Genomic DNA, 16,829 nt, shown 5'->3' on the forward strand with positions numbered 1-16,829 from the left:
CCGGCCCGAAGCCACTACCTGTCGAGCAATCCGAGCATTGTCCGGATGTTGACGACAAAATCAATCATTTCGCCAGCTCATCAGCTTCGAGCGCAACCTAGCAGCACATTGACTGTGCAACTGACTGACCCTGGATTCACTGACACCCAGCACGGCGCCGATCTCCTTGAGGTTAAGCTCCTCATCATAATAAAGCGACAGCAGCAGTCGCTCGCGCTCGGGCAACGTGTCGATTGCCTCGATCAAAGCCGCTCTGAAACGCTCATCCTGCAGCCCGGACGCCGGTTCCTCGCCGCCCTGCACATCTGCCGGCGCACCCGACTCAAGCAGATCATCAAAGCTGAACAACTTGCTGCCGGCGGTATCACTGAGAATCGTATAGTACTCTTCCAGGCTCATCTCCAGCTCGGCGGCAACTTCGTGATCCTTGGCGTCACGCCCGAGCCGCGCCTCGACCGCGCGCATCGCATCACTGACCATCCGCGTATTGCGGTGTACCGAGCGTGGCGCCCAGTCGCCCTTGCGCACCTCGTCCAGCATCGCACCGCGAATGCGGATGCCGGCATAGGTTTCGAAACTGGCGCCCTTGCCGAAGTCGAATTTGCGGGAGGCTTCCAGCAGCCCGATCATACCGGCTTGCATTAGATCCTCCACCTGCACACTGGACGGCAGCCGCCCCAGCAGGTGGTAGGCAATTCGCTTTACCAGCGGCGCATACTGCTCGACGAGTCGATCCTGCTCACCGCGAGAACTCTGTGCTCGTGTATACATGCTCAATCCGCCAGCCTGTGCTGTCATAGGCCAGACCCTGTCGGTTGCACCAGACGTTCGACGAAGAACTCCAGGTGTCCTCGCGGGTTGGCCGGCAGCGGCCAGGCATCAACTTTTTGTGCAATGGCGCGAATTGCCAGCGAGGCCTTGCTGCGCGGAAAGGCTTCAAACACCGCGCGCTGCTTTTGCACTGACTTGCGCACCGCCTCATCAAACGGAACGGCTCCGACATACTGAAGTGCAACGTCAAGAAATCGATCCGTCACCTTGGCGAGCTTAGCAAACACCATGCGGCCCTCCTGCGGCGTGCCGACCATATTCGCCAGCACGCGGAATCGGGTCATCCCGTAATCACGGTTGAGCAGCTTGATCAGGGCGTAGGCATCGGTAATCGACGTTGGCTCGTCACATACCACGACGAGCACCTCCTGCGCCGCCCGCACAAAGCTGACTACCGAATCACCAATGCCGGCCGCCGTATCGACGATCAGCACGTCGATATTGTCACCGATCTCGCTGAACGCCTGAATCAGGCCGGCATGCTGCTGATGGTTGAGGCTCACCATGTTGGCGGCACCCGAGGCGGCCGGCACAATACGAACACCGCCGGGGCCGGTGACCAGAACGTCGCGCAGATCGCACTTGCCCTCCAGCACGTCGGCCAGCGTTGCCTTTGGCTTGAGCCCCAGCAGCACGTCAACGTTGGCGAGACCAAGGTCAGCGTCGAGCAGCACAACGCGCCGTCCCATCTCCGCCAGAGCAAGGCTGAGATTCACCGACACGTTGGTCTTGCCGATGCCACCCTTGCCCCCGGTGACCGCGATTACCTGAACCGGATGTTTGCTGCCCATCTGCGCTGATTACCTTAATCCTGTGAAATTGCTTAACTGGCCCGCTGGCTGTTCATCATACCGGCAAATACGTCGGCCATGGTCTGATCTGCCGGCGCATCATTACCTGCCATACTAACTGCACGACTCACCAGCTGATGCCCGACGGCGCGGCTGATATCGTCGGGAATGCGCTGGCCATCTGCCAGATAGGCTACCGGCAAACCCTGCTCCATCGCCAGCCCCAGCGATTCACCGAGCGTTGCGGCCTCGTCCACTTTCGTCAGAATGCAGCCCGACAGACCGCACGCCTTGTAAGTATGGTAGGCCGCTTTCATCACCCGGTGCTGGCTGGTCGCCGGCAGCACCAGCAGATTGCGTACCCGACGCCCCTGACTGGCCAGGGTGTCGAGCTGGCCGCGCAGGTAGGGATCGTTGGCCTGCAGGCCGGCAGTATCAATCAGAACCAGGCGCTTGCCGGCGAAATCGGCCAGCACGTCATTGAGATCCTGCTGCTCGTCCACCACCTTGACCGGCACATTGAGAATACGGCCCAGGGTGCGCAACTGTTCGTGTGCGCCGATACGATAGGTGTCCATGGTGACCAGAGCAACGTGCTGACTGCCGTGCTTGAGCACGTAACGCGCAGCGAGCTTGCCCAGCGTAGTCGTTTTGCCGGCACCGGTGGGGCCGACCAGCGCGATCACGCCACCGGCATCGAGCGGCTCTTCGCGCAGCACCGGCACACGATGCGCCAGATAGGCCAGCAGCATGCGCCAGGCCTGACGCGGATCACTCACGTCAGAAACCTGACGCAGCAGATCCTGACTGACCTCGGCCGGCAAGCCCATCTGGGTCAGACGGCGCCAGAGACCGGCCTGTTTCGGCTTGTGCTGATTGAGCTGCCCCCAGGCCAGCCCCCCCAGCTGAGACTCCAGCATTTCCCGCAGCCCGGCCAGTTCGGCGCGCATGGCGCTGAGGCTGGCATCTTCAACGGCCGCTGCCGCCGGCGAGCGCTCCGCAGCAGGCCGGCTGGCTGCAGCCGGCGCCGCCGGCTCAACCGGCTCCTGAATCAGCCGATCCAGCAGATCACGGGCCTCCACAGAACCCTGGCGAGCCGCGTGGCGCATGCTGTCACCAAACAGCTGACGATTGACCAGCGGCTGATCGTGGGAGGCCATCTCGCCCACCTCCAGCTCGGCGCGCGCGGCAACGATGCGCTCCTGGGTCTTTTTCAATTCAGCATCCAGACCCGGTGTCGGTGCCGTCAGACGGGGCGCCTCGTAGTCCAGCGCAGCGGTCAGCTCAACGCCACCGGCCACCCGGCGATTGGCGATGATCGACGCATCAGCGCCCAGCTCATCGCGAACCAGCTTCATCGCCTGGCGCATGTCTGCGGCAAAGAAACGTTTGACTTTCATGGCTGACCTCGTCGCTTTTCTGGCACCGCCCGCTGGCGGTTGCTGTCATTCATTCAGAGTGCTGCAGTTCAGTTCTGGCCAACCGTCGCAATGATGGTGACCTGCTTGCTGTCCGGAATTTCCTGGTAGGACAGTACATGGGCGCCCGGGGCTGCGTAGCGTACAAACTTGGCCATCATCATTCGAATCGGCCCCGCCACCAGCAGTACTGCCGGCTTGCCCTGCACTTCCTGCCGTTGTACGGCATCAGACAGTGAGCGCTGCAACTTCTCGGCCATGCCAGGCTCCAGCAACATACCGTCGTCGGCGCCCTGACCGGCCTTCTGCATACTCTGTAGCAACATCTGTTCCAACCTTGGCTCCAGCGTGATCACAGGCAGCTGAGAGTCAAGCCCCACAATGCTTTGCACGATTGAGCGTGACAACGCGACACGCACAGCGCCGATCAGCGCGCCGGTATCTTGACTCTTGTTCGCGTTGTTGGCGATGGCCTCGGCGATGGTCCGGATGTCACGAACCGGCACCTGTTCCTGCAGCAGGCCCTGCAGCACCTTGAGCAGGTTGGACAGGGAGATCAGCCCCGGCACCAGCTCCTCGGCCAGCTTCGGCGACGCCTTGGCCAGCACCTGCATGAGCTGCTGCACTTCCTCATGACCAATCAGCTCGTGGGCGTGCTTGTAGAGAATCTGGTTGATATGGGTGGCAACCACGGTGCTGGCGTCAACCACGGTATAGCCGAGTGACTGCGCCTGATCCTTCTGGTTAGGCTCAATCCAGACTGCGTCCAGACCAAACGCCGGATCCTTGCCGGGCACACCCTTGATCTCGCCAAAAACCTGACCCGGGTTGATCGCCAGCTCACGGTCGGGGTAGATCTCGGCCTCGGCCACACCCACGCCCATCAGCGTCAGGCGGTAGGCATTGGGCGCCAGATCAAGGTTGTCGCGGATATGGACCGAAGGCATCAGAAAGCCCAGATCCTGCGAAAGTTTCTTGCGAACGCCCTTGATCCGCGCCAGCAGCTGCCCACCCTGATTGCGATCAACCAGCGGGATGAGTCGATACCCGACTTCAAGCCCGACCATGTCAACCGGGGTCACATCATCCCAGCCAAGCTCGCGGGCCTCCGGCGCCTGAACGGCCGGCAACTGGGCCTGCTGACGCTCTTCCTGCACCTTTTCTTCCTCCTTGGCCTGCTGACGCTTGGCGATGAGGTAGGCACCCGCCGCCGCAATCGCACCGAGACTGAGGAAAGAGAAGTGCGGCATGCCAGGGATAAGCCCCATGACGATCAGAATCGCCGCAGCCACCGCCAGCGCCTTGGGTGAGGCAAACATTTGACGCTGAACCTGCGCCCCCATGTCTTCCGAGGAGGAAACCCGGGTCACCATGATCGCCGCGGCAGTCGAAAGCAGCAGCGACGGGATCTGGGCAACCAGGCCATCACCGATGGTCAGCAGCACATAGATGCGACCGGCCTCGGCAAACGGCAGCCCGTGCTGCGCCATGCCGATAGCCAGACCACCAATCACGTTGATGAACAGAATCAGCAGGCCGGCGACGGCGTCACCGCGCACGAATTTGCTGGCACCGTCCATGGAACCGTAGAACTCGGCCTCCTGGGCCACTTCCTGACGACGCGCCTTGGCCTGATCCTGATCGATCAGACCGGAGTTGAGATCGGCATCGATTGCCATCTGCTTGCCCGGCATGGCATCCAGGGTAAAGCGCGCACTCACCTCGGAAATTCGGCCTGCGCCCTTGGTGACAACCACGAAGTTGATGATCATCAGGATCGCGAACACCACCAGACCAACGACGTAGTTACCGCCAATCACCACCTCACCGAAGGCCTGGATTACCTTACCGGCCGCATCCCCACCCTCGTGGCCATACAGCAGCACTACGCGGGTCGAGGCCACGTTGAGCGCCAGACGCAATAAGGTCGAGACCAGCAAGATGGTCGGGAAAACGGCAAAATCCAGCGGTCGCAGCGCGTAGGCGCACACCAGCAATACGACCAGCGACAACGCAATATTGAAGGTAAACAGTACGTCGAGCAGAAATGGCGGGATCGGCAGCATCATCATGCCGAGCATCACCAGCAGCAGAATCGGGATACCCAGACTGCCGTGGCGCAAGCCGGCCAGATTGGTCCGCATATTTCCCATCAGTTGCGCGCGATCGACAGCCATTGGCGAAAAAGTCCCCAGATCAAATATTTGACGCAGATTGCGTTGTACCCGGGACTACGCAAGAAGCGTTCCACTTTAGGAACCCGCAGGCCCGGTACAGGTCTACCAATGGCTGTTCGCCTGCACTCGAGTTCTGCTTCGTCCCGGCAAACCTTCTGATAAACTGCCTGACGCTGTAACGGCAAAGGATGGCCAGATGACTGACCCGGCAGATTCGTGAGCACCGAACGCTGCCATCCACTGCCACTACAGCCCGATACTCGCCGGCTGGTCGCAACCCGAGAGGTATCATGCGCGCGCCTATCGCTCTGCTACTTGGACTGAGCATCGCCCTCAGCGGATGCCAAACCCTGTCTGAACCCGACAGCCTGCTGAGCCGTTCCGGTGAAATAATCAGAACCCAGAGCCAACGCCTGGCCGACCTGGCCTCGAGACTGACCAGCGACCCGGCTGCCCGGCAGCGCCATGCCGACGTCGAAGCGCTGTTCGCGCAACCGTACATCGATCCCCTCACCCGCTACCTGAACGCCCACGCCGACGATCCGGTCTACTCAGACTACATTCCACTGGTCGAAGAAGAACGAGACAGCCGCTGCGAGGCCATCGGCCAACGCTACGCCGCCGAGCAACCGACCCGCGACAACTTGCGGAGACTGCGTGCCGGCTATCAGTTTTCCTGCCCAAACCAGGTGGGCGCGTTTGCAGCCCGGGTACCGCAGCCCGCAAGTACACCGTCCAGAAGCAGCCCAACCACGGACCAGCAGGAAACCTGCTACCTGCTGTTTGCCATCCGCAACTACAGCCAGGCTGGCAATGCCTGCCGCGCTGCAGCCGAAGCAGGCGATGCCAAGGCCCAGCATCACCTGGCAAGCATTGCCGACAGCACCGGGCAAGGCGACACGGCACTGCGCTGGGCCCGCGACTCTGCCGAACAGGGCAATACTGCGGGCCAGCTGCTGCTGGCTGATCTACTGCAGCGACAAAACAGCAGCGAAGCCGACAGGGACGCCTTCAGTTGGTTGAAAAAGGCAGCCGACAGCGGCCAGCCCGAAGCCCGCTATCAGCTGGCCCTGGCGTATCTGAACGGAACCGGAACCGCCGTCAGCCCGAACAAGGCCGAGGAGCAACTGCGTCGGGCCGCCCTGGCTGAGCACATACCTTCAATACTTCAGCTGGCTCGCAACCACCCAGACACCGCGTCTGCCCGCCGCTGGCTAACCGAGGCTGCAGAGCTTGGGTCAGCCGAAGCGCAATACCGTCTGGGGCTTGATTACATGCAGGGTAATGGCGGCCCGCAAGATCTGGAGCAGGCATACTTCTGGCTAAGTCTGGCGCTGGTGAACGGAGAGTCCCGCGGCCGACGCTACGTCGAACAGCTGTCTGGCCAACTCAGCAATGACCAGCTGACCAGTGCGCGCAGCGCCCTGCAACAGCGTATCAACAGCCGCTAAGGTTGAGGGTGACAGGGATGCTGCCAGTCAAACGCGCAATCATGGTTCTGCTCAGCCTGCTGGTAGGGCTGTTCCTGCTCGGCAGCTGGTTGATCGCCAGCCTGAATCTGGAGTTCGCCGAGAATGCGATGGGTACGTTGCGCGAACGCCAGATTACCGACACCTTTTATGCCAACCTTGATCGCATCAATGCCCATCACCGACTGATGGAGCAGAGCACCCGCGGGCTGGCCCGAGCCGGCGGACTGCTGCTGCGCAACCCTGCCGATCCGGCGACGCAGGCAGATACCCTTCGCAACGCCCTGCAGGACTTTCCCGACAGCTACGGCAGCAGCCTTTGGTACAGCGAGCCCGGACGCCCGGCCCACTATGCCTACCGCCAGGGACAGGGCATACAGGTCGAGCCGGTCAGTGCCGACGAACAGCAGCGTCTCACCACCTGGTTTCAGCGTCTGCGCGGGCTGCAGCCACCTATCGAGCCAGCACAGCAATGGACCGCGGCGTATTACAAAAGCAGCATCAACGCGGTGGTGATCAGCCATGCCACACTGATACGTGATGCGCAGGGACGCCCTCTTGGTCTGGCCATGACCGACTGGCTGGCCGATGACATCATCAGCACTGTCAGCCGGGTCGAAGTGACGCCCGGCACCTTTGCCTTTTTGCTGGACCACGACAACCGCAACCTTTCCAGCCTGTCTGACGCCGCCGACGTCGATCGCGCCCAGCGGATGATCAACAGCGTGACTGCGCTGCAGCTTCATCAGCGACTGCAGGACCAGCCGCTTCCGATTATCAGTTCAAGACAACTGGCATCGCCGATGCAGCAACTCAGGCATCAGGTAGACGAGCAGGACTACAGCCTGTTTTACTCGCCAACCCGTGCCGGCATGATCTTCGGCATCGGTGTTCCGCAAGCCGAGATCGATGCGGTACTGACGCCGATGCGTGACAGCAGTACCCGCATTCAGCTGCTGGCGGGCACGGTCATGCTGATCATTTCCGCGCTGATTCTGTATCTGGTGGCCGGCACCCTGCGCCAGCTGCGCAACCTGTACACCGATCCCCTTACCCATCTGCCCAACCGCGAACGGCTGCTGGCTGATCTCAGGAAAACCCACACCGCGAGCCTGCTGCTGCTCAATCTGGATGCCTTCAAGGAAATCAACGATTTCTACGGCCACCAGTGCGGCGATCACGTTATCGCAACGCTGGCCCAGGCGCTGCAGCAGCACCTGAACGAACGCGCGGACTGGCGCGGAAGCCGGCTGTACCGGATGCCGGCCGACGAGCTGGCCATCTGGCTACCAGGCCATCACAGCCAGGAACAGCTAACCCCTGCCCTGACGCGGCTGCTCGGCTTCATCAGCAATCTGGAGATTCGCTGGCAAGAGCAGGATATCCCGCTCCACGCCAGTATTGGCGTGGCGTGCTGCAACCAGCGCGAAGCGCAGGACCTGAGCGGCGAGCAGTTGCTGCCGGCAGCAAACATCGCACTCGAGCTGGCCCGCGCCGGCAACGAGAGCTTCGTGTTTTACGACGCCAGCCGGGGCGTGCGCGAAGGATACGAACAGAACCTGATTGGCGCCAACCGGCTGCGTGCAGCGCTGGAGGAGCAGCGCATCGTCGCCTTCTTCCAGCCGATCATGGACGTCACCAGCCAGCGTATTGAAAAGTACGAATGCCTGGTGCGAATGATCGACGAGCAGGGGGAACCGGTCAGCCCGATCCATTTTCTTGAGCTGGCGAAGAAAGTGCGCCTGTATCGCGCGATTACCCGCTGCATGATCGACAGCGCAATCGCCCGTTTCGCTGATCAGCGCCACAGTTTCTCGATCAACCTCTCCTGCGAAGACCTGCTTGATCCGGAGCTGGCCGACTACATCATCTCGACGGTAGAAAGCCACGCTATCGGACAGCGCGTCATCTTTGAAATCCTCGAATCGGAAGGTATCGAAAACTACGCCGCCGTACGTCAGTTCATCGACCGCGCCAAGGCTCTGGGCTGCCTCATTGCCATTGATGACTTCGGCACCGGCTATTCAAACTTCGAACACCTGCTCAGACTCAACGTCGACCTGATCAAGATCGACGGCAGCCTGATCCGCCAGCTCGACGAGAACCCCACCGCACTGACCCTGTGCCGCGGCATCGTCCAGTTCGCACAGGAGCTCGGCCTGCAGACCGTTGCCGAGTTTGTTCACAGCCCAGCCGTCCTCAAACAGGTCAGGGCACTGGGTATCGACTTCGCCCAGGGCGCTGCGATCGGCATGCCATCGGCCAGCCTGATCACGGAAATAGACCTCCATCAACCTGCTGGATGAATGGTCCTCAGGGTTGCAAGGGCCATCGCAGGCGCCGAGGATATTCAACCTAGCCACTAGCAATCACGGAACACCCCATGAGCCAGGCTGCGATTCGCTTGTCCGTCCTTGACCTATGCTCGATCAGCGAAGGCGCCACAGCTGCCGATGCCCTGCACAACGCCCAGGCCATGGCAAGGCACTGCGAGACGCTCGGCTACCACCGCTACTGGGTGGCGGAACACCACAACATGCTCGGTATTGCCAGTGCCGCCACCTCTGTCGTCATGGGCTATCTGGCCGGCAGCACCCAGCGCATTCGCATCGGCTCCGGCGGCATCATGCTGCCCAACCATGCGCCGCTGCAGATCGCCGAGCAGTTCGGCACGCTGGAATCGCTCTACCCCGGCCGCATCGATCTTGGCCTTGGTCGCGCCCCGGGCACCGACCCGGCCACCGCGAACGCCCTGCGCCGCGGACGCACCGACGGCGAAGACTTTCCGCAAATGCTCGAAGAGTTGCGCCGTCTGTTTGCACCGCTTGAGCCCGGGCAGCGCCTGCGTGCCGTGCCGGGCAACGGCTTGAACATTCCGATCTGGCTGCTCGGCTCCAGCACCTTCAGCGCCCAGCTGGCCGGCCGCCTCGGCCTGCCCTTTGCCTTTGCCGGACAGTTCTCTCCGGATTACCTGTTCAGCGCCCTGCGGCTGTACCGCGAAAGCTTCCGCCCGAGCGATGAATACAGCGAGCCCTACGCCATGCTCGGCATCAACGCCTATGTCGCGGACGACCGCGAGCAGGCCCATTACCTGGCCAGTTCCCATCAGCAGGCGTTTCTCAACCTGATCCGCGGTACACCGGGACAGCTGCCACCGCCGACCCGGGATATGGAATCACTCTGGCAACCGCATGAACGCCATCAGGTGATGTCGACGCTCGCTGGCAGTCTCATTGGCGACCTGCAGAGCGTGACCGGCCAGCTGTCCGATTTGCTGGAGCGAACAGGCGCCAATGAACTGATCGTGAACAGCCCGATTTTTGACCAGAATGCACGAAAGCACAGCTACCAACTGCTGATGCAGGCCAGCCAGCAACTCTGAGCCCCTTCCCTGATGCAGGCGACTCTGGTAAAAAGACGCCTGCGCGGGTGTAGTTCAATGGTAGAACGGCAGCTTCCCAAGCTGCATACGAGGGTTCGATTCCCTTCACCCGCTCCAATTTCGCTCCCTTCTGCTTTACTTTCCATTGTCACAAGCCGGTCAGGCGAGAAAAGTTCGCGTACGCAAATGCCTCTGCTTATGCTTTTCTCTACGACCAACATACCAATAACCCCTTGTAATGATTGGTTTTTTCTGCACAAACGGATGACAAGAGCGGTCCGCTTGGGCACAATGTCCAGTCAAACGTTAATGTCAGTGGAGTACCCGCCATGAAAGGCCATCCGGACGTCGTCAGCTGTCTTATCGATCTGTTGCGAGGTGAGCTTGGCGCACGGGATCAGTATTTCCTGCATTCGCGACTGTACGAAGACATGGGCTATGCCAAGCTGTACGAGCGCATCAACCATGAGATGGAAGAAGAAACCCAGCACGCCGACGCTATCCTCAAGCGCCTGCTGTTTCTTGAAGGCAAGCCGGACATGCGGCCCTCGCCCATCACCCCCGGCAGCACCGTGCAGGAAATGCTCGAGTCAGACCTGAAGCTGGAATATGAGGTACGCGAGAACCTGGCTAACGCCATTGCCCTGTGCGAGCGTGTCGGCGACTACCAGACGCGGGAAATACTTGAAGTCCAGTTGGCAGATACCGAAGAGGATCACGCCTACTGGCTGGAGCAGCAACTGCGCCTGATCAAGATGGTTGGTGAACAGAACTACCTGCAATCGCAAATGTAATCTGACGCCGCGCCACAGCCCTGCCAGTTGACGCTGGCAGGCGTCATGCGGCCATTCGCCCCCTAGCACCGCACTGCATCTGCCTCCCCGGCGGTGCCTTTCATTTCCAGACCACAAGGTCAGCATTTTCGGAATTCGAACTAATATTCGTTAGTGCACCAGCCTAGTGAAGCCGAATACCCCCTCTGCACCGGCATCGTCCAGTGCGGACCACGGATCAGAAGCCTCTCTTTCAACCCAAGCCTCAAAACTGACCGTTCAGACAGGAATTTGCAGCAACAGCCAGCCGATGCAGCCGGCATGGCACCTTTTCTGCATTGCCAGCAGCTCCAGTCAATTGGAGTACTCTAGTGACCTCAGGTACCTGCCCAGATCGTCGTCAGACACGGATACTGATGCCCGCCAGCGCCAAAGAAGCCTGTGCACTCGCCAGATACCACAGCGCGCCCTATATGGCCGGAGCCAGCGCGCTGCAACTCGGCTGGAACAAAACCGGCAGGTGGCCAGAGCATGTGGTCAGCCTGAATGCGATAAACACACTGCACGGCTGCCATCGGGCCGCAGACCATTGGTCCCTTGGTGCCTTGAGCCGGCTATCGGAGCTGACGCGCAATCCGGATCTGTGTGCAGAGCTGCCCGTGTTTGAAACGGCGCTGCTCGGGGTTGGCGCACCCGGCATTCGGCATATCGCCACCCTCGCGGGCAATATCGGCTTTGCCGGCGACCTGCTGCCTACCCTGCTGGTACTCGACGCCCGACTTGACTGGCTGGACGACAACGGCGCGGATCAACAAACACTGCTGGCCGATTGGCTGACGGCCCCACCAGCGCATGCCCTGATAACCCGGGTTCGCCTGCCACTGCCGCAACCGCAGCAACATCTGCGCATGGAAAAGCTGGCCAGCCGCAGCGCATTCAACCCGCCACTGCTGAATATCGCCAGCAGCTGGCAATGGCAGCCACAACCGGATCTGCGCTTGGCTGCCGGCGGCGCAAGCTTGCGACCCCGTCGTCTGCGAGCCTGCGAACAGGCCCTTGCGGCAACCGCCGACCAGCCGCTGACGACCCGCACGCTGCTGCCCCTGCTGGCCGCAGACCTTCCCGAATTGGCCGAGCAACCGCTTTTGCAGATAGCGGCCAATCTTGTCCAGGCACAATGGCACGGGAGCCACGCATGAACACAACCGCATTCACGCCACGCCCTCTTACCGCCGACACCTTCGCCGAGCGCTGGCAGCCGCGCCCTGACGCCACCCAGAAGGTGCGTGGCGAACTGCGCTACCCCACCGACGAACTTGACTGGCCTGGCCTGCTGCATGGCCGCATTCTGCGCAGCGCTTTGCCACACGCCCGTCTGCTTGGCATCGACGTCGAGCGCGCGCGAACGCTGCCCGGCGTACACGCGGTGGTGACCGCAGCCGATATTCCCGGCACCAATAACTACGGCATCGTATTTCGCGATCAGCCGGTATTCTGCACGGATCACGTGCGCTTCCTCGGCGATGCGCTGGCGGCGGTCGCGGCGGATACGCCCGAGATCGCTGCACACGCGCTCAGCCTCATCGAGGTGCGCTACGCCGAGCTACCGGTGGTCAATGACCCGAGCGCGGCACTGGCCGATGGCGCGCCGGCGCTGCACCCCAATGGCAATCTGCTGGACAGCTCCCTGATCGAACACGGTGACGTCGAGGCAGCCTTCGCCGCCTGTGCATTCGTGGTGGAAGGTCACTACCGCACCCCGCGGCAGATGCATGTCTTCATGGAGACCGAGGGTGGCGTGGTGGTGCCCGATGAGATCGGTGGGCTGACCTTCCGGGTGGGCTGCCAAAGCGCCCACCGAGACCGCGTACAACTGGCCAGCATTCTCGGCCTGCCGCCGGATAAGGTACGCGTAATCGGCCTGGCGACCGGTGGCGGTTTCGGCGGCAAGGACGAGCTGACCATGCAGCCGGCCGCCGGACTGCTCGCACTGCGCACCGGACGCCCGATACGCATTCACTTCGATCGCCGCGAATCGACCATCGCCGGCATCAAGCGCCATCCGGTTGAACTCGTTGCCCGCACCGGCTGTGACGCGCAGGGTCGCATCCTCGCCCACCAGCTGCACGCGGTACTCGACACCGGTGCCTATGCCACCCTGGGTCCTGCGGTCCTCACCAACCTGACCGATCACGCCGCGGCGCCGCTGTACCGTATCCCCAATATCCGCGTGAGCGGTCAACTGGTGCATACCAACAATGGTGTTGCCGGCGCCTTCCGCGGCTTCGGCGGCAACCAGGCGACCTTTGCGGTAGAAAGCCAGCTGGACAGGCTGGCCCACGCCGCCGGTTTACACCCGGCCGAACTGCGCCGGCGCAACCTGCGTACACCGCAGGACCCCTGCGTCGAGGGCCAGACCCAGCAGCAGCCCTGCGATCCCCGACTGCTGCTAGATGCGGCGCTGCAATCCCCCCTGTGGGCCAGCGCCAGCAGTACCGACGACAGCCGCTGGGTGACCGGCGTCGGCATGGCGATGGGTGCACAGGGCAATGGCCTGGGTAACGGGTTACCCGACGCCGGCGGCGCGCGCCTGACCCTGACTGACGATGGCCGCATCGAACTGGCATTCGGCTTCATCGAGTACGGTCAGGGCGTAATTGCAGCAATCCGGAATCTGGCCTGCGACTACCTGCACTGCGCACCGGAGGATCTGGATATCCGTCTGGGCGACTCCAGCGGACCCGACTCCGGCCCGACCAGCGCCTCACGCAGCAGCATCATCGCGGTGGAGGCCCTGCGCCGCCTGCAGCCGCAATGGCGCGCATTGCTGACCAGTCTGGCGCCACTGGCAACACCGGGGCTGCAACCCGGCCCCGGCGGACTGCGGGATCAGTCAGGTGAGCTCGTCATCAGCTACCCGCAACTGGCTGGCGCAGGCACGCCTGTCACGTTGAATGTACATTTCGACTTTCCGACCGGCCCGGACGCGACCCCGCGCGGACGCTATCTGCAACTGCTCATCGCCACCGTTGCGCACGTGGCTGTCGACCGGCTGACGGGGCGGATTCGTGTCGAGCGCCTGCACCATATCACCGCCGGCGGCAGGGTTATCCACCCGCCCAGCTACCGCGGCCAGATCGAAGGGGCCGCCATCATGGGCATGGGCATGACGCTGCTTGAGGACGTGCCCATGCAGGACGGTCAGTACCTGCTGGACAACCTCGACGCCTATCTCATCCCGACACTGGCCGACGCTCCCGAGCAACAGGTCGACGTCATAGAAGGCATTCTCGGCGGAGAAAGCTACCCGGTACGCGGTATCGGCGAACTGGGCATCGAGGCGATAAGCCCGGCCATCACCGCCGCCATCGAGAACGCCATCGGCGTACGCCCGGAGCGCCTGCCGGTAGAACCAACCACACTGCTTGCAGCCATGCAGGAGCTACATCCGTGAACGACGTCTTCTTTACCCTGCACTTCACCGTCAATGGCCAGGAGCAGACGCTCGAAGTACCGGCCGCCCGTCGCCTGCTCGACATACTGCGCCTGGATCTGGGGCTGATCGGACCGAAGGAAGGTTGCAGCATAGGTCGCTGCGGTGCCTGCAGCGTCGTGGTTGATGGAGACTCCGTACCCGCCTGCCTGCTGCTTGCCTGTCAGGTGCAGGGGCGCACGGTAGAGACCATTGAAGGGCTGCGCGAGGACCCGCTGTGCGAGCACATCAGCGCCGCACTGGTCAATGCCGGCGCGCTGCAGTGCGGTTACTGCACCCCCGGCATTGTCAGCAGCTTGACCGCCGCTCTTCGCCACAACCCCGCTGCGGATGTCGCTGAGCTCGAACAGGCCCTGCACGGCAATCTCTGCCGCTGCACCGGTTACAACGGGCTGCGGCAGGCGATTGCCGAGCTGGCAACCTAGATACGGAAACTGCCCACCAATTGCCTCAACCGGGTGACCTGATCCTCGAGTGAGGCACAGGCACGCAGGGTCGCCTGCAGGTTATCAACTCCCTCCTGGTTGAGGGTGTTGATCTCGGTGATGTCGACGTTGAGACTTTCAATTACCGAGGTCTGTTCCTCTGTTGCGGCAGCAACCGACTGGTTCATGTTGTCGATATCGCCAATACCGTGGGTGATCTCGCTGAGCCGGGTGCCGGCTTGCCCCGCTACCTCGACGCTGTGCTGACTGTACTGCTGACTGTCGGTCATGATGCTGACCGCTGCACTGGCGTCGGTGCGCAGATTCTCGATCATGTCGTGAATTTCCTGGGCAGAGCTTTGGGTGCGGTGTGCGAGGTTGCGCACCTCATCGGCAACCACCGCAAACCCGCGCCCTGCCTCACCGGCACGGGCCGCCTCGATGGCCGCGTTCAGCGCCAGCAGGTTGGTCTGCTCGGAGATACTTTGAATCACCTCCAGAATGCGACCTATGTCCTCGGTCTTGTGGCTGAGTGACTGAATCGTTCTGCTCGATTCACTGATCTTGGCCGACAGTTCCTGCATTGCAGCAATCGACTGGCTGACTACTGCCGATCCCTGCTCCGCTCCCTGGCGCGCCTGACTGGCCTGCGCGGATGCATCCGCCGCATTGCGGGCTATTTCCTGCGCCGCCGCACCCAGCTCATTGATAGCCGCCGCCACGCTGTTGGTCCGGCTGGACTGCTCGTCAGAGCTGGCCATGTTGGCATTGGAGGCATCAACCACCTGCCGCGCAACGTCGTGCAGCGTACTGCTGGTACTGGCCACCTGGCTGATTGACTCGTGGATACGCTGCACGAATTGGTTAAAGGCGTTGGCCAACCGACCAAACTCGTCCTGGCTGGTGACAGGCAGGCGACGGGTCAGATCACCCTCGCCCTCGGCGATATTCTCCAGAGCCGCTCCCAGCGATACCAGCGGACGCAGGAGGTAGCGCATCAGTACGCCAAGCAGCAGCACAATAATCACCACCGATACGATAACCGCAAGCAGCGCTGAATAGCGAAACTGGGCAAGGCTGGCGAAAGCCTTGTCACGGTCAATCGACAGGCCGACGTACCAGTCGGCACCGGGTAATCCGGCGACCGGCAAAAACGTCAGTAAGCGCGGCTGACCATCCAGCTCGGCTTCACTGAGGCTGCGCTCGATGCGCGGTGTGTTCCGCGGGTAGATCTCGCTCAGGGTCTTCATCTGCAGGTCGGCATTGGGATGCACCAGAATGGTTCCATCACTGCTGACCATGAACGCATACCCCATGCCATTGAAATCCAGGGCGTTAATAATCCGGGAAATGGTCTGAAGGTTAAGGTCGCCGCCAACCACGCCCGCCCCTGCCGGTGTGGCAATAGTCATGATCAGTGCGCCGGTTGCGGCGTCGACGTAAGGGCTGGTCAGGATGGTCCTGCCGGCCTCACGCGCGCCCTTGAACCAGGGCCGCGAGCGCGGGTCGTAGTCCGCCGGCATTTCGGAATCAGGCCGCATGGTAAAGGCGCCATCGGCGGCACCGAGGTAGCTGAAATCGAAGGTTTCAGCCAGCGTGCGCTGCTCGAGCAACGGCACCAGCCGGTCCGGACTCTCGCTCTGGATATTCTGTGCCAGATTCTCCAGCAACAAAATACGACCGGACAACCAGTTGCTGATATTGTCCGCCGTCAGCGTCCCGGCGTCGGTCAGATACGTCTGCAGATTGGTCTGCAGAGTCTTGCGTTGCAGGTAATCGTTATAGACAGAGAAGGCCGAAAAGGCCGCAATCACGACCAGGGACGCGGCCAGCAGGATCTTCTGATTGAAGCTGAGTCTGGTAGGCATCGGTTTTGCCTCGAAAAGGGGGTCTGAAACTGTATGTCGTCCCGCCAGACGGAAACTTGATTTCCGGCGATACAGACCGTCTTTTCAAGGTTAGATGACGAAATGCCATTTTGCTGCAAGCAGACTGCCATCTCATCGCCGATACACGCCAGCCAGAGCGCCTCGACAGCACAGCCGGTGACGCTGTCGAAAACGCTCGCCC

At 61.8% G+C, this 16,829-nt stretch carries 12 protein-coding genes and 1 tRNA gene; 8 read left to right on the top strand and 5 right to left on the bottom strand.

Annotated features, from left to right (window positions below; genetic code table 11):
• Positions 1–60: 60 nt before the first annotated feature.
• The 4 genes from ACZ5WQ_RS07965 to flhA all read right to left on the bottom strand — a co-directional run bounded on the left by ACZ5WQ_RS07965 (position 61) and on the right by flhA (position 5,217).
• Positions 61–798 (bottom strand): RNA polymerase sigma factor FliA, encoded by a 738-nt coding sequence (locus ACZ5WQ_RS07965; RefSeq protein WP_228246165.1) that lies wholly within the window; start codon positions 796–798, stop codon positions 61–63.
• A complete protein-coding gene (gene fleN, locus ACZ5WQ_RS07970) occupies positions 795–1,622 on the bottom strand; it encodes a flagellar synthesis regulator FleN (RefSeq protein WP_088273659.1) in 828 nt (275 codons plus the stop codon). The genes ACZ5WQ_RS07965 and fleN overlap by 4 nt, the downstream gene beginning before the upstream one ends.
• A gap of 32 nt (positions 1,623–1,654) precedes the next feature.
• Entirely contained in the window at positions 1,655–3,022 is a 1,368-nt protein-coding gene (gene flhF, locus ACZ5WQ_RS07975; protein WP_285676313.1) for a flagellar biosynthesis protein FlhF, read from the bottom strand.
• 68 nt (positions 3,023–3,090) lie between these two features.
• On the bottom strand, positions 3,091–5,217 hold the full coding sequence (gene flhA, locus ACZ5WQ_RS07980) for a flagellar biosynthesis protein FlhA (RefSeq protein WP_464383534.1): 2,127 nt from the start codon (positions 5,215–5,217) through the stop codon (positions 3,091–3,093).
• A 290-nt stretch (positions 5,218–5,507) separates the two neighbouring features.
• Here flhA and ACZ5WQ_RS07985 point away from each other — a divergent pair, with 290 nt between their 5' ends.
• The 8 genes from ACZ5WQ_RS07985 to ACZ5WQ_RS08020 all read left to right on the top strand — a co-directional run bounded on the left by ACZ5WQ_RS07985 (position 5,508) and on the right by ACZ5WQ_RS08020 (position 14,759).
• The gene (locus ACZ5WQ_RS07985) at positions 5,508–6,668 is read left to right on the top strand and encodes a tetratricopeptide repeat protein (RefSeq protein ID WP_269687034.1); all 1,161 of its coding nucleotides are present in this window, start codon (positions 5,508–5,510) and stop codon (positions 6,666–6,668) included.
• Positions 6,669–6,685: 17 nt separating this feature from the next.
• Entirely contained in the window at positions 6,686–8,992 is a 2,307-nt protein-coding gene (locus tag ACZ5WQ_RS07990; protein ID WP_269687033.1) for an EAL domain-containing protein, read from the top strand.
• Positions 8,993–9,069: 77 nt separating this feature from the next.
• On the top strand, positions 9,070–10,068 hold the full coding sequence (locus ACZ5WQ_RS07995) for an LLM class flavin-dependent oxidoreductase (protein ID WP_338212759.1): 999 nt from the start codon (positions 9,070–9,072) through the stop codon (positions 10,066–10,068).
• Between the two features lie 43 nt (positions 10,069–10,111).
• A tRNA-Gly gene (locus ACZ5WQ_RS08000) sits at positions 10,112–10,185 on the top strand.
• A 212-nt stretch (positions 10,186–10,397) separates the two neighbouring features.
• Positions 10,398–10,862, top strand: coding sequence for a bacterioferritin (bfr, locus tag ACZ5WQ_RS08005; RefSeq protein ID WP_088273649.1), 465 nt, complete (start codon positions 10,398–10,400; stop codon positions 10,860–10,862).
• A gap of 395 nt (positions 10,863–11,257) precedes the next feature.
• A complete protein-coding gene (locus tag ACZ5WQ_RS08010; RefSeq protein WP_464383535.1) occupies positions 11,258–12,040 on the top strand; it encodes an FAD binding domain-containing protein in 783 nt (260 codons plus the stop codon).
• A complete protein-coding gene (locus ACZ5WQ_RS08015) occupies positions 12,037–14,295 on the top strand; it encodes a xanthine dehydrogenase family protein molybdopterin-binding subunit (protein WP_464383536.1) in 2,259 nt (752 codons plus the stop codon). Before ACZ5WQ_RS08010 ends, ACZ5WQ_RS08015 begins: the two co-directional genes overlap by 4 nt.
• Entirely contained in the window at positions 14,292–14,759 is a 468-nt protein-coding gene (locus ACZ5WQ_RS08020; RefSeq protein WP_464383537.1) for a (2Fe-2S)-binding protein, read from the top strand. The genes ACZ5WQ_RS08015 and ACZ5WQ_RS08020 overlap by 4 nt, the downstream gene beginning before the upstream one ends.
• Here ACZ5WQ_RS08020 and ACZ5WQ_RS08025 read toward each other — a convergent pair.
• Positions 14,756–16,627, bottom strand: coding sequence for a methyl-accepting chemotaxis protein (locus ACZ5WQ_RS08025; RefSeq protein WP_464383538.1), 1,872 nt, complete (start codon positions 16,625–16,627; stop codon positions 14,756–14,758). The two genes, ACZ5WQ_RS08020 and ACZ5WQ_RS08025, sit on opposite strands and share 4 nt — an antisense overlap.
• Between the last annotated feature and the right edge of the window lie 202 nt (positions 16,628–16,829).

It is taken from the genome of Halopseudomonas sp. T1L2 (assembly GCF_055397385.1).

Coding starts and splice junctions, on each gene's coding strand:
- ACZ5WQ_RS07965 (WP_228246165.1), bottom strand. CDS start 798: ATGACAGCACAGGCTGGCGGATTGAGCATGTATACACGAGCACAGAGT.
- fleN (WP_088273659.1), bottom strand. CDS start 1,622: ATGGGCAGCAAACATCCGGTTCAGGTAATCGCGGTCACCGGGGGCAAG.
- flhF (WP_285676313.1), bottom strand. CDS start 3,022: ATGAAAGTCAAACGTTTCTTTGCCGCAGACATGCGCCAGGCGATGAAG.
- flhA (WP_464383534.1), bottom strand. CDS start 5,217: ATGGCTGTCGATCGCGCGCAACTGATGGGAAATATGCGGACCAATCTG.
- ACZ5WQ_RS07985 (WP_269687034.1), top strand. CDS start 5,508: ATGCGCGCGCCTATCGCTCTGCTACTTGGACTGAGCATCGCCCTCAGC.
- ACZ5WQ_RS07990 (WP_269687033.1), top strand. CDS start 6,686: ATGCTGCCAGTCAAACGCGCAATCATGGTTCTGCTCAGCCTGCTGGTA.
- ACZ5WQ_RS07995 (WP_338212759.1), top strand. CDS start 9,070: ATGAGCCAGGCTGCGATTCGCTTGTCCGTCCTTGACCTATGCTCGATC.
- bfr (WP_088273649.1), top strand. CDS start 10,398: ATGAAAGGCCATCCGGACGTCGTCAGCTGTCTTATCGATCTGTTGCGA.
- ACZ5WQ_RS08010 (WP_464383535.1), top strand. CDS start 11,258: ATGCCCGCCAGCGCCAAAGAAGCCTGTGCACTCGCCAGATACCACAGC.
- ACZ5WQ_RS08015 (WP_464383536.1), top strand. CDS start 12,037: ATGAACACAACCGCATTCACGCCACGCCCTCTTACCGCCGACACCTTC.
- ACZ5WQ_RS08025 (WP_464383538.1), bottom strand. CDS start 16,627: ATGCCTACCAGACTCAGCTTCAATCAGAAGATCCTGCTGGCCGCGTCC.